The 11,880-nt window shown below is 72.1% G+C and carries 15 protein-coding genes; 1 reads left to right on the top strand and 14 read right to left on the bottom strand.

Features of this window, described 5'->3' with window-relative positions; translation table 11 throughout:
- The coding region (locus tag DVA66_RS10595; protein WP_157973947.1) for a siderophore-interacting protein at positions 1-692 on the bottom strand (692 nt) is incomplete at its 3' end.
- A 132-nt stretch (positions 693-824) separates the two neighbouring features.
- On the opposite strand from DVA66_RS10595, the gene DVA66_RS10590 reads away from it, so the two are divergent.
- Positions 825-1,442 (top strand): superoxide dismutase, encoded by a 618-nt coding sequence (locus DVA66_RS10590; RefSeq protein WP_114560054.1) that lies wholly within the window; start codon positions 825-827, stop codon positions 1,440-1,442.
- Positions 1,443-1,615: 173 nt separating this feature from the next.
- Here the strand turns inward: DVA66_RS10590 and DVA66_RS10585 are convergent, their stop codons facing one another.
- The 13 genes from DVA66_RS10585 to DVA66_RS10525 all read right to left on the bottom strand — a co-directional run.
- Entirely contained in the window at positions 1,616-2,695 is a 1,080-nt protein-coding gene (locus DVA66_RS10585; protein ID WP_114560057.1) for a glycosyltransferase, read from the bottom strand.
- A 163-nt stretch (positions 2,696-2,858) separates the two neighbouring features.
- A complete protein-coding gene (gene rplQ, locus DVA66_RS10580) occupies positions 2,859-3,467 on the bottom strand; it encodes a 50S ribosomal protein L17 (protein WP_114560053.1) in 609 nt (202 codons plus the stop codon).
- Positions 3,468-3,556: 89 nt separating this feature from the next.
- Positions 3,557-4,573, bottom strand: coding sequence for a DNA-directed RNA polymerase subunit alpha (locus DVA66_RS10575; RefSeq protein ID WP_114560052.1), 1,017 nt, complete (start codon positions 4,571-4,573; stop codon positions 3,557-3,559).
- A gap of 136 nt (positions 4,574-4,709) precedes the next feature.
- Entirely contained in the window at positions 4,710-5,315 is a 606-nt protein-coding gene (rpsD, locus tag DVA66_RS10570; RefSeq protein WP_114126536.1) for a 30S ribosomal protein S4, read from the bottom strand.
- A gap of 29 nt (positions 5,316-5,344) precedes the next feature.
- On the bottom strand, positions 5,345-5,746 hold the full coding sequence (gene rpsK / locus DVA66_RS10565) for a 30S ribosomal protein S11 (protein WP_114126535.1): 402 nt from the start codon (positions 5,744-5,746) through the stop codon (positions 5,345-5,347).
- A gap of 37 nt (positions 5,747-5,783) precedes the next feature.
- The gene (gene rpsM / locus DVA66_RS10560) at positions 5,784-6,158 is read right to left on the bottom strand and encodes a 30S ribosomal protein S13 (RefSeq protein ID WP_114126534.1); all 375 of its coding nucleotides are present in this window, start codon (positions 6,156-6,158) and stop codon (positions 5,784-5,786) included.
- Positions 6,159-6,411: 253 nt separating this feature from the next.
- Positions 6,412-6,525 carry a 50S ribosomal protein L36 gene (gene rpmJ / locus DVA66_RS10555; RefSeq protein ID WP_020490683.1) on the bottom strand — a complete coding sequence of 38 codons (114 nt, stop codon included), beginning with the start codon at positions 6,523-6,525 and terminating at the stop codon, positions 6,412-6,414.
- A 94-nt stretch (positions 6,526-6,619) separates the two neighbouring features.
- The gene (infA, locus tag DVA66_RS10550; RefSeq protein ID WP_090592297.1) at positions 6,620-6,841 is read right to left on the bottom strand and encodes a translation initiation factor IF-1; all 222 of its coding nucleotides are present in this window, start codon (positions 6,839-6,841) and stop codon (positions 6,620-6,622) included.
- Positions 6,842-6,990: 149 nt separating this feature from the next.
- Positions 6,991-7,869, bottom strand: coding sequence for a GTP-binding protein LepA (locus DVA66_RS10545; protein ID WP_232821890.1), 879 nt, complete (start codon positions 7,867-7,869; stop codon positions 6,991-6,993).
- Between the two features lie 156 nt (positions 7,870-8,025).
- The gene (locus tag DVA66_RS10540) at positions 8,026-8,394 is read right to left on the bottom strand and encodes a DUF1707 SHOCT-like domain-containing protein (protein WP_114560050.1); all 369 of its coding nucleotides are present in this window, start codon (positions 8,392-8,394) and stop codon (positions 8,026-8,028) included.
- Positions 8,395-8,490: 96 nt separating this feature from the next.
- On the bottom strand, positions 8,491-10,605 hold the full coding sequence (locus tag DVA66_RS10535; RefSeq protein WP_232821889.1) for a prolyl oligopeptidase family serine peptidase: 2,115 nt from the start codon (positions 10,603-10,605) through the stop codon (positions 8,491-8,493).
- Positions 10,606-10,656: 51 nt separating this feature from the next.
- Positions 10,657-11,262 (bottom strand): GNAT family N-acetyltransferase, encoded by a 606-nt coding sequence (locus tag DVA66_RS10530; protein WP_157973946.1) that lies wholly within the window; start codon positions 11,260-11,262, stop codon positions 10,657-10,659.
- The coding region (locus tag DVA66_RS10525) for a penicillin acylase family protein (protein ID WP_198671655.1) at positions 11,259-11,880 on the bottom strand (622 nt) is incomplete at its 5' end. The genes DVA66_RS10530 and DVA66_RS10525, both read right to left, overlap by 4 nt.

The following is an 11,880-nucleotide window of genomic DNA, read 5'->3' as shown; positions in this document are numbered from 1 at the left end:
CCGCCGGCGTCCGGCGCGGGCAGCTGCTGCACCGCGGCGAGCGCCAGCGCCCCGGGCACCGCGTGCGGGTCGGTGCGCGGCAGCCAGCGCAGCTCGACGCCCGCAGGTGCGGGCAGCTCACGGACGTCCTCGGCCGAGGCCACCTCCAGCAGCGCCGTGCCGCGCGCGTCGTCGGGCAGGCTGCGCAGGATGCCGGCGATCCCGGGCAGGGCCGTCTCGTCACCGACCAGCAGGAAGGACGCGACGCCCTCGGGCGGGGCGAAGGTGATGCCCTCGTCGATCAGCGCCACCGGGTCGCCCTCCCGGCAGCCGAGCGCCCAGCCGATAGCCGGCCCCGGCTGCTGGCCGTCCGGGGCCTCGTGCACGGCGAAGTCGATGTCGAGCTCGGGGCCGCCGTCGCCGTGGCGCAGGTCGGCGATGGTGTAGTTGCGCAGCACCGGACGCCGGGCCGCCGGCAGTGCCCGGTAGCGGGCGTAGGACAGCAGCCCCATCGACCCCGGTAGCCGCTCCAGCGAACCCTCGCCGCTCGGCAGGAAGAAGCGGACCCAGTGGTCGTGGCCCATCGGCTCGATCGCCGCCAGGTCGTCCCCACCCAGCACCACGCGGACGAACCCCGGCGACACCCGGTGCCGGGAGAGCACCCGGGCGTGCACCAGCCCCTGGTGGGCGGGCTTGGTCCGGCTGACGGCCATCGGTCCTCCTCGAGTTCGGTAAGGCGACCCTAACCGAACGAGCCCGGTACGGCACCACCCGCCGGGCAGGTGGGACGCCGCCCTCGGTACAGTCGCCACGGAATCTGAAGCACTCCAACCGAGGAGGAACCCATGGGGGTCTACACCCTTCCCGACCTGCCCTACGACTACAGCGCCCTCGCTCCGCACATCGCGCCGGAGATCATGGAGCTGCACCACAGCAAGCACCACAACACCTACGTGACCGGCGCCAACACCGCGCTGGAGAAGCTGGCCGAGGCCCGGGAGAAGGAGGACTTCGCCAACATCAACAAGCTGGAGAAGGACCTCGCGTTCAACCTCGGCGGCCACGTCAACCACTCGGTGTTCTGGAAGAACATGTCGCCCGACGGCGGCGGCGAGCCCGACGGTGAGCTGGGCGCGGCGATCGACGAGTTCTTCGGCTCCTTCGCCGGGTTCAAGGGCCAGTTCGCGGCCAACGCCGCCAGCATCCAGGGCTCCGGCTGGTCGGTCGTGGCCTGGGACGTGCTGGGCCAGCGGCTCAACATGTTCCAGCTGTTCGACCAGCAGGGCAACGTGCCGGTCGGGCAGATCCCGGTCGTCCAGCTCGACATGTGGGAGCACGCCTTCTACCTGCAGTACAAGAACGTCAAGGCCGACTACGTCACCGCGTGGTGGAACGTCGTCAACTGGGCCGACGCGACCGAGCGCTTCACCAAGGCGCGCAGCGCCACCGCCGGTCTGGTCTGAGCCCGACCGCACCGACGAGAGCCGCGTCCCGTCCCGGGGCGCGGCTCTCGCGCCTCCGGGCCGCCCTCGACCGGCGCCGTCCGGGTCGGCATGATCGGGGCCGTGAGCACGCCGTTCCCCCGCACGACGAGCTCGGCGGCCGGCGCGCGATGGCGTTCAGCCGGGTCTGAGGCTCAGGACGCCCGTCGGCGTCGGAGCGGGCGGTGCGGCACCTCCTCGGCCAGCCGCCCGTGCAGCCCGAGCATCCGCTCCACGCTGGCCGACCACGCGTAGCGCTCGGCCCGTCGGCGGGCGCCCTCGCGGAAGGGCCGGCGGGGTTGGGCGGCCAGCCGCAGCACCGCGTCGGCGATCCCCTCGGTGGTCGGCTCGCCCCAGGCCCCGGAGCGCTCGTCGACCAGCTCACGGGCCCCGCCGCGGTCGGCGGTGACCACCGGCGTCCCCGAGCCCAGGGCCTCCAGCACGGCCAGGCCGAAGGTCTCCACCGGGCAGACCGAGAGTGAGATGTCGGCGCGGGCGAAGGCGGCCGCCACCTCGAGCCGGGAGCCGACGTAGCCGTGGAAGTGCACGGGCGCGTCGCCGGCGATCTCGACCAGCTCGTCGGAGTGCGGGCCGGTGCCGTAGACGTCGAGGCGGACCGGCACCCCGCGCCGGTGCACCTCGACCGCGGCGGCCACCGCCAGGTGCGGGCTCTTCTCCCGCGACAGCCGGCCGATGTGCACCAGCTTGAGCACGCCGTCGTCGGCCGGTTCGCCGCGGCTGGGATGGAAGGTCTCCAGGTCGACCCCGAGCGGCACCCGGACCAGCGAGGCACCGGTGGGCGCCCACTCGTCGGCGGCGTAGCCGGAGGTGACCACCACCGCGTCGAAGGCCTTGGCCAGCCGGTGGTAGAGGGTGGTGAGCCCGGGGACGCGCCGAGCCGGGCGCTTGAGGAAGAGCGAGAGCTGGGCGTCCAGACGCTCGTGGCTGAACAGCACCGATCCGATCCCCCGCCGGCTGGCCCAGCCGGCCACCGGCGACAGCGTCCACTTGTCGGAGACCTCGACGCTGGTGGGGTGGAACTGGTCGAGCACGTCGAGGGCCCGCCACGGCTGGGCGATCATCCGGTAGCCGCCGGTGAGCCGGGGCGCCCGGACCCGGACGACGATCCCGGCCTCGGTCTCGGTGACCTCGTCCTCACGGCCCGGCACCACGAGGATCCGCTCGGCGCCCGCCTCGACATAACCCCGCCCGAGCGCGTCGACGGCGGTCCGCATGCCACCGGAGACGGGGCCGACGAAGTTGGCGAGCTGGGCGATGCGCAGTCTGCCGGGGTCGGTCACGGTGCTCCTGTCCGGGGAGGTCCAGCGGCCGGAACGACCGACGCGGTGCCCACCAGGTGGTGGGCACCGCGTCGGAGCGTATCCGTTGGCCGGATGATCAGGCGTTCTTCGAGGTGTCCTCGGTGCCGGCCTCGTCGGAGGCGGCAGCCTCCTCGTCACGGGACTCGGTGACCTCCTCCGACGCCGTGTCGGTGGTGGTCGGCTCGGGCTGCAGGTCCTCGGCCGGGGCCTGCTCCTCGCCCCCACCCGCGGTCTCGTCGGCGGGGGTGACCTCCGCCGGCTCCTCCTCGGTCGACCCGTGCTGCGGGGCGCTGGCGGCCGGTGCGGCGGCCTCCGCCTTCGGCTGGACGGCCGTGGTGATGACCTCGATCACCGCCATCGGGGCGTTGTCGCCCTTGCGCGGGCCCACCTTGGTGATCCGGGTGTAGCCACCGTCGCGACCGGCCACGGCCGGGGCGATCTCGGCGAACAGGACGTGCAGCACGTCCTTGTCCCGGATGTGGGTGGCGACCAGGCGGCGCGCGTGCAGGTCGCCCCGCTTGGCCTTGGTGATCAGCTTCTCCGCCAGCGGGCGGACGCGCTTGGCCTTGGCCTCGGTCGTGGTGATGCGCCCGTGCTCGAACAGCTGGCTGGCCAGGTTGTCGAGGATGATGCGCTCGTGGGCCGGGCTGCCACCCAGGCGCGGACCCTTGGTCGGTGTCGGCATGTCAGTTCTCCATCAGGTGCGGTGCTGCGCGGTGGGCACCGGCAGCGCTCGGGCTGGGCGTCAGTACGTCAGGTACTGCCCGGTCTTGCTCAGTACTGCTCGGTCTCGGCGTAGTCGACCTCGTCCTCGGCGCCCTCGTCGTAGCGGGCGGCCATCGGGTCGTAGCCCGGGGCGCTGTCCTTGAGCGACAGACCCATCTCGACGAGCTTCTCCTTCACCTCGTCGATGGACTTGGAACCGAAGTTGCGGATGTCGAGCAGGTCCTGCTCGCTGCGCGAGACCAGCTCGCTGACGGTGTGGATGCCCTCGCGCTTGAGGCAGTTGTAGGACCGCACGCTGAGGTTGAGGTCCTCCACCGGCAGCGCCAGGTCGGCGGCCAGCTGCTCGTCCACCGGGGACGGGCCGATCTCGATGCCCTCGGCCTCGACGTTCAGCTCGTGGGCCAGACCGAACAGCTCGACCAGGGTGCGGCCGGCCGAGGCCACCGCGTCCCGCGGGCTGATGGCCTGCTTGGTCTCGACGTCGACCACGAGGCGGTCGAAGTCGGTGCGCTGCTCGACGCGGGTGGCCTCCACCTTGTAGGTGACCTTGAGCACCGGGGAGTAGATGGAGTCGACCGGGATGCGGCCGATCTCGGCGTCGATGTTCTTGTTCTGCACCGCGGAGACGTAGCCGCGGCCGCGCTCGACGACGAGCTCCATCTCGAGCTTGCCGTTGTCGTTGAGGGTGGCGATGTGCAGGTCGGGGTTGTGCACCTCGACGCCCGCGGGCGGGGCGATGTCGGCGGCGGTCACCGCACCGGCACCGGCCTTGCGCAGGTACATCGTCACGGGCTCGTCCTCCTCGGAGGAGACGACGAGGCCCTTGAGGTTGAGGATGATCTCGGTGACGTCCTCCACGCAGCCCTCGATGGTCGAGAACTCGTGCAGGTTGCCGTCGATCTTGATGCTCGTCACCGCCGCGCCCGGGATGGACGACAGCAGGGTGCGACGCAGCGAGTTGCCGAGGGTGTAGCCGAAGCCGGGCTCCAGGGGCTCGATGACGAACCGGGAGCGGAAGTCGGCGACGACCTCCTCGGTCAGGGTGGGACGCTGTGCGATCAGCATGGTGTGTTCGTTCCTTCCCCACGTCCACCGCTATCTGAGGACGTGGAACCGCACCTGCATCCGGCAGGTGCGGGGTGCCCGCCGCAGCGGGCCGGGGCCGTCGCAGGCCGGACGTGCCGGCCTGCGACGGCGGGGCTCACTTGGAGTAGAGCTCGACGATCAGCTGCTCCTGGACGTCCACCGTGATCTGCTCGCGGACGGGCAGGGAGTGGACGAGGATGCGCATCCGGTTGGGACGCGCGTCCAGCCAGGCCGGCACCTCGCGCTCGCCGTGGGTCTCACGGGCGACCACCAGCGGGTGCAGGTTGAGCGACTTCGGCTTGACGTCGATGACGTCGTGCGCGCTCACCCGGTAGGAGGGGATGTTCACCTTCTGGCCGTTGACCAGGAAGTGGCCGTGCACGACGAGCTGACGGGCCTGCCGGCGGGTGTTGGCGAACCCGGCGCGGTAGATCACGTTGTCCAGACGGGACTCGAGGATCTGCAGCAGGATGTCGCCGGTCTTGCCCTCCTGGCGGTTGGCCTCCTCGTAGTAGCGACGGAACTGCTTCTCCATCACGCCGTAGGAGAAGCGCGCCTTCTGCTTCTCGCGCAGCTGCAGCGAGTACTCCGAGTCCTTGGTACGGCCGCGGCCGTGCATGCCCGGGGGGTACGGGCGGCGCTCGAAGGCCTTGTCGTTGCCGACGAGGTCGGTCCCGAGACGACGGGACTTCTTGGTCATGGGGCCGGTGTAACGGGCCATCTCTCAGTCCTTGCTCTCTTCTCGGGCGGTCAGATGCGACGACGCTTGGGCGGGCGGCAGCCGTTGTGCGGCACGGGGGTGACGTCGGAGATGGCCCCGACCTCCAGCCCGATCGCACCCAGCGAGCGGATCGCGGTCTCGCGGCCCGGGCCGGGGCCCTTGACGAAGACGTCGACACGCTTCATGCCGTGCTCCATCGCGCGACGCCCGGCGGCCTCGGCCACCATCTGCGCGGCGAACGGGGTCGACTTGCGGGAGCCCTTGAAGCCCACCGTGCCCGACGAGGCCCAGGCGATGACGGCGCCGGTGGGGTCGGTGATGGTGACGATGGTGTTGTTGAACGAGCTCTTGATGTGCGCGTGGCCGGCGACCACGTTCTTCTTCTCCTTGCGGCGGACCTTCTTGGCGCCGCCGCGACCTGCTGTAGCCATGTTCTCTCTCCCTGGATCTGGTCTCAGCGGGCGCGGGTCAGCGCGCCTTCTTCTTGCCGGCGACGGCCTTGCGCTTGCCCTTGCGCTGACGCGCGTTGGTGCGGGTGCGCTGGCCGCGGACGGGCAGACCCATCCGGTGGCGGCGGCCCTGGTAGGAGCCGATCTCCACCTTGCGGCGGATGTCGGCGGCCACCTCGCGGCGCAGGTCACCCTCGACCTGGTAGCTCGCCTCGATGTGGTCACGCAGGGCGACCAGCTGCTCGTCGTTCAGCTCGTGGACGCGGAGATCGCCACTGATCCCGGTGGCGGCCAGGGTCTCCAGCGCGCGGGTGCGTCCCACGCCGAAGATGTAGGTGAGGGCGACCTCGAGGCGCTTGTCGCGCGGGAGGTCGACACCGATCAGACGTGCCATCTGGCAGTTCCTCTCAGCTCCGGTCCTGGCCGTGGAGGCCGGCGAGTTTCCAGCTCTGGGACCGCGAAGGTGTCTGGCGTGACGCGTCCCCGTGGGCCCCGCCGGTGCGGCGGGTGGGGCCTCGGCCTTCGTCCGAGGGTGGGTCCGGCTGCGAGCAGCCGGGGTACGTCCACGCTTTTCGTGGCTCCGTCCGGAGCCGTGTGCAGTTGTGGGTGCCGGTCGACGGGGTGTCGGCCGGCAGGCGGCGCCTGGGTCAGCCCTGGCGCTGCTTGTGCCGCGGGTTGTCGCAGATCACCATCACGCGCCCGTGGCGGCGGATGACCTTGCACTTGTCGCAGATTCTCTTGACGCTCGGCTGGACCTTCATCGAGCTACCTTCTCAATCAGCGCGGGCGCGCCTCGGGCGTCCGGGGACGCGGCGGGCACGCCTGCATCGGTGGATGTGGGTGGTGCGGCTCAGCTCACTTGTGCCGGTAGACGATGCGTCCACGATCGAGGTCGTAGGGCGAGAGCTCGACGACGACCCGGTCGCTCTTGAGGATGCGGATGTAGTGCTGCCGCATCTTGCCACTGATGGTGGCGAGCACCGTGTGACCGTTCGCGAGCTCAACCCGGAACATCGCGTTCGGCAACGCGTCGACGACGGTGCCCTCGAGCTCGAGTGCGCCTTCCTTCTTCGCCATTGACCTCTCGATCTCCCCACGCGCACCGCGGAGCGGAGGACACGTGGATGGTGGTTGGACAGGATGATCCCCCGGCACGGGTGACCGACGATGCAGCCTACGCCATCACGCCCAGCGACCCAAATCGCTGCCGGTCGCCGCCGCGAGGGTCAGGCAGTCGCGGCGCCGAGGCCCTTCTCGGCATACAGCTCCACCGACTCCCGCAGCGCCTTGAGCACGTACTGCGGGAACTCCAGGCCCTGCCGGTGGGCCCACAGCAGCTTGGCCTCCAGCCGTCCGACCTCGCGGGCGTAGGCGTGCAGGTCGGCGTCGAAGCCCATGGTGTGCATCAGCCCACCCATCTGGGTCTTGTAGCGCTCCATCGCGTTGGTGCCGGCGAGGTTGTAGGAGAGGCTGCGCAGCTGGCGGGCCAGGTACATCTGCCAGGGCTTGAGCCGCCCGCTCTGCACCAGGCCGGTGGCCGACATCTTGTAGAAGGCGAAGTGCCCCGGCTCCTGCTGCTTGATCGGGCCGACGATGGTCTTGGCGATGGCGTCCTCGCCCATCTCCACCAGACCCTTGGTGAAGCTGTTGTAGGCGATCACCGCCTGCCGCTCGGTGCTCGCGCCGGTGAGGTAGTAGAGCAGCCGGGTGATGTCCTGGATGGGACGCAGGTGCGACAGGGCGCCGAGGATCTTCATCTTCATCGACACCTCCAGCACCGGTTCGGCCGGCGGCTGGCCGAGGTCGGTCTGGAGCCGGTCGAGGATCAGTCCGTGCTGGATCTCCTGCGGCTGCCAGACGTCGGCGTAGAAGACCCGGTCGACCTCCTCGACGTCGGGCAGCAGCACCAGCAGCTCGAGCACGTTGCGGTCCACCTCGAGCTCGACGCGGGCCAGGTAGTCGAGCACGTGGCCGAAGCGACGGCTCACCTCGGCGGGGTTCTTGACGGTGCGGTCGACCGAGCCCAACGGGATCGGCGGGTACAGCTCACCCAGACGCAGGACGTGGTCCATGATCTTCTGCTGGGTGATGACGGGTCCTGCCACGGCGGCCATGCTAGTCCAGCAACGGCGCGGGATGGAGCGAGATCCGCAACGGTTCTGTTGTGTTAATCACGGCGTCGCCACCCATCCGTCGGGCGGTCGGCTACGGGACACCCCGGACGGCCTGCGACGGACCCGTCGGACGCCCCTGGCGAGGCTTCAGAGCAGCAGCAGGACGAGCAGCAGCACCACCAGCACGACGCCCGCCACGACCCCGCCGGTGATGACCAGGGCCAGCCCTCCGGGGCGCCGGGACTCGGTCAGCTCGCCCGGTGCGGCCCGTCCGCTCTCCACGATCGCCGGCGTCTGGTGGGTGGGCCGCGGACCGAGGGCGGTCACCACCGGCACCAGGTCGCCCAGCCGGGTGGCGGCGAAGAGCACGTCGAGCTGGCGGTGGTACTCCTCGGCGTCGATCCGCCCGTCGGTGTAGGCCGTGTTGAGCTGCTCGCTCAGGCTGGCCCGCTCCTGCTCCTCCACGGGCGCGTCGGGACTGCTGCGGTACTTCGACGAGATCGGCAGCTGCTCCACGACCTCAGCCTAGCCGCGGGAGGTCCGCCGGCCGCCGAGCGGATCGGTCGAGGGGTCGTCGCGGCCGGGGACCCCTCGGACGTTCCGCTCGGCGGCTCAGGCGGTGGTGGGCGGGACCAGACCGGTGTGGAAGGCGGCGAAGGCGAGCTGGTCGGCCCACTCCGCGGCGACCTTGTGCCGGGGACGTCCGGCGCCGTGTCCGGCGCTGGTGTCGATCCGGGTCAGCACCGGCGCCTCGCCGCGGGTGGCGTACTGCAGCTGGGCGACGAACTTGTGCGAGTGCAGCGGCACCACCCGGTCGTCGTGGTCGCCGGTGGTGACCAGCGTGGCCGGGTAGCGGGTGTCGACGGCCACGTTGTGCAGCGGGGAGTAGCGCCACAGCACCTCGAAGTCCTCGGCGAGGTCGGGGTCGCCGTAGTCGGACTTCCAGGCCGCGCCGATGGTGAAGCGGTGGAACCGCAGCATGTCGAGGACGCCGACCGAGGGCAGCGCGACCGCGGCCAGGTCGGGACGCTGGGTCATCACCGCGCCCACCAGCAGGCCGCCGTTGCTGCGGCCGTGGATGACGAGCTGGTCGGGCCCGGTGACCCCGCTGGAGACGAGGTGCTCCCCGACCGCGATGAAGTCGTCGAAGACGTTCTGCTTGGCGGCCAGCCTGCCCTGGTCGTACCACTCGCTGCCGTACTCCCCGCCGCCGCGGAGGTTCGCGATGGCGACGGTGCCGCCGGCGGCCAGCCAGGCCGACCAGCCGGGCCGGTAGTCGGCCGCGACCGGGATCTTGAACCCGCCGTAGCCCCACAGCAGGGTCGGGGCCGGGCCGTCGAGGTCGCGCCGGCGGATGACGAAGTAGGGCACCTGGGTGCCGTCGGCGCTGACCGCGCGCTGCCGCGTCGTGACGACGTCGAGGCGGGGCGCGGAGGAGTCCGGACGCGGCAGCGCGGTGACCGTGCCGGTGGCGGCGTCGACCACCCAGCTGCGCTGCGGGTCCGTCACCGTGGACAGCCCGACGAAGCCCTCGGGGTTGCCGGGGTCGCCGTCGAGGGCGAGCAACGAGCCGCCCTCGACGTCCAGCCGGCCGAGCAGCTCACCGGTCAGCGACCAGCGCTGGAGCACCGGGGTGGCGTCGACCAGGTGCTCGGTGACGACGACGTCGCCCATCACCACCGCGGCGGCCAGGGCGTCCTCGCCCTCGGGCACCACCTCCACCCAGACCGCCGGCGCCCCGTCGACCGCGTCGACGAGGTCCACCGCGGTGATCCGGCCCAGCGGCGCGCCGGCGTCGGTGTGCACCAGCAGCCGCCCGTCGGCGACGGCGACCGGCTCGTACTCGGCCTCAGCGGTGTCGACCAGGCGGACCGGGTCGCCGATCACGGTGCCGTCCTCGCCGGCGGTCAGCGGCCAGACCCAGAGCCGGTTGGTCCGCTCGGTGCCGACCGAGAAGGTGGTGACCAGCCACCGCTCGTCGTCGCTCACCTCGGCGTGGATGGACAGCCGGGGCTGGTCGGGGTCGGTGTGGACGAGCTCGTCCTGGGCGGGGTCGGTGCCCAGCCGGTGCCGCATCAGGTGGGCCCGGCCGACGTCGCCGGTCTCGGTGCCCGCGGCGTCGGCGCGCTCGGCCTCGGGGTAGGCGAGGTAGAGGTAGGAGCGGCCGTCGGGCAGCCAGGTGGGCACGCAGAACTTCGTCATCACCACCGGTTCGTCGGCCAGCGGTGCGCCGTCGAGGTCGGCGACCCGGATCTCCTGCCAGTCCGAGCCGCCGGTGCTCACCGTCCAGGCGACCCGCCGCCCGTCCCGGCTGACCGACACCGACCCGATGGAGGCGGTGCCGTCCTCCGACAGCGTGTTCGGGTCGACCAGAACCCGGCCGCCGCCGGAGACCAGCTCGGTCAGCGAGTCCGCGACGTACCAGACGTCCTGGGCCTGGGTGCCGTCGTTGCGGGTCTGCAGGTAGCGCCCGGCGCGGCGCAGCGGCGTGCCGAGGCGGGGCTGGTCGACGACAGCGCGCATGGTGGCGGTGAACCACTCGCGGTGCGGCAGCGCCGACAGCGCCGCCCCGGTGGCCTCGTTCTGCTGGCGCACCCACTCGCGGGTGTCCTCGCTGTCGGGGTCCTCCAGCCAGCGGTAGGGGTCGGGCACCAGCCGGCCGTGCAGCAGGTCGGCGGTCTCGTCGCGGCGGGTGGTCGGCACTCGGACGGCGGGGGTCTCGCTCACCGGCCCGACCCTACCGAGGCATCCGGACGCCCGGGGACGGCTCCTCCTGCGTCATCCGGAGGAGCCGCCGAGGTCCTCCGCCGGGAGCAGGGCCCGCAGCCGTCGCCGTGTCAGGAACGCCAGCCGGGCGGTCTTGTCCGGCAGCCGGATCTCCGGCCCGAGCTCGAAGCCGGTCCGCTCCAGGCGGGTCAGCGCCCGGGCGTTGCGGCTGTCGGGTTCGACCACCAGCCGCTGCACTCCCGGGTCGGCGAGGAGGAAGCCGGCCAGCGCGGTGCCGAGCAGCTCGGTGAACCCCGGCACCGGGGCCGCACGGGGCTCCGGCGGGGCCTGCAGGAGGTGCATGCCGAGGTCGCCGGGCTCGACGTCGTAGCACTCCCCCACCGGGTCGTGCTCGGGCTGGTAGGTCTGCAGCAGCGCGACCGGGCGGCCGTCCAGGCGCACCCAGAAGGCGTGGTGGGTCTCCAGCGAGTCGAGGTGGCGGTAGATCGCGTCCACCTCCTCCGCGCTCTTGCCGACCATGCCCCAGAACCGGGCCCGCTCCTCCCCCACCCAGCCGTGCAGCACCGCGAGCTCCTCGCTGCCGGGTGAGACGTCCAGCGGCGCGACGGTCACCACGCCGAGACCCGGGACGACGGTCCGGGACACGGGTCCGCTCACGGGTGCTCCTCCTGCGTCGGGACGTCGTCCCACTCGACCAGCGGCACCAGCTGCCCGGCCGTCCAGAGCGGCAGCTGGTCGTGGTGGTGCGCCGACGACGGGTCGCCGGCCGCGCCGAAGGGCACCACCCAGCCGCTGCGCGTCCGGTCGGCCAGGTCCCACACGTAGCGGGCCACCGGGCCGCGGGAGCAGCGGTCGGTGACGCCGGGGACGCTGCTGGTGGCCAGCACGCAGTTCCCGTCGCCCGACAGCGCCACGTCGGGGGTGGCGGGGTCGTCCAGACCGTGCAGCGGCACCAGCCGGTGCCGCTCACCCCACGGACCAGTGGTGCCGGCCGCCTGCTCGAGGGCGGCCCGCACGCCGGCGGCGACGTCGATGCCGAGCTCGGTGCCGCGGGTCAGGAGCGTCTCCCAGGCCAGGCCGACCCGTGCGGGGAGGTCGAGCCAGCGGCCGAACAACGGCGAGTGCCCGGTCGGGGTGCGGAGCGGGGCCAGCGGCTCCTGCTCGGCGAACCAGTGCACCAGCGCGGTCCGCCAGGCGGCGAAGGCGGCGGCCTCCTCGCTGTCGGCGTCGACGTGGGCGTCCCAGGCCAGCAGCCGGTCGCGGAGGGCGGCCGCG

It is taken from the genome of Desertihabitans aurantiacus (assembly GCF_003344635.1).
Taxonomy (GTDB): domain Bacteria; phylum Actinomycetota; class Actinomycetes; order Propionibacteriales; family Propionibacteriaceae; genus Desertihabitans; species Desertihabitans aurantiacus.
This window is presented reverse-complemented; position numbering and strand designations above follow the sequence as displayed.

Excerpts from the sequence above, each read along its gene's own strand:
- DVA66_RS10590 (WP_114560054.1), top strand. The coding sequence starts at position 825 with ATGGGGGTCTACACCCTTCCCGACCTGCCCTACGACTACAGCGCCCTC.
- DVA66_RS10585 (WP_114560057.1), bottom strand. The coding sequence starts at position 2,695 with ATGCGGACCGCCGTCGACGCGCTCGGGCGGGGTTATGTCGAGGCGGGC.
- rplQ (WP_114560053.1), bottom strand. The coding sequence starts at position 3,467 with ATGCCGACACCGACCAAGGGTCCGCGCCTGGGTGGCAGCCCGGCCCAC.
- DVA66_RS10575 (WP_114560052.1), bottom strand. The coding sequence starts at position 4,573 with ATGCTGATCGCACAGCGTCCCACCCTGACCGAGGAGGTCGTCGCCGAC.
- rpsD (WP_114126536.1), bottom strand. The coding sequence starts at position 5,315 with ATGGCCCGTTACACCGGCCCCATGACCAAGAAGTCCCGTCGTCTCGGG.
- rpsK (WP_114126535.1), bottom strand. The coding sequence starts at position 5,746 with ATGGCTACAGCAGGTCGCGGCGGCGCCAAGAAGGTCCGCCGCAAGGAG.
- rpsM (WP_114126534.1), bottom strand. The coding sequence starts at position 6,158 with ATGGCACGTCTGATCGGTGTCGACCTCCCGCGCGACAAGCGCCTCGAG.
- rpmJ (WP_020490683.1), bottom strand. The coding sequence starts at position 6,525 with ATGAAGGTCCAGCCGAGCGTCAAGAGAATCTGCGACAAGTGCAAGGTC.
- infA (WP_090592297.1), bottom strand. The coding sequence starts at position 6,841 with ATGGCGAAGAAGGAAGGCGCACTCGAGCTCGAGGGCACCGTCGTCGAC.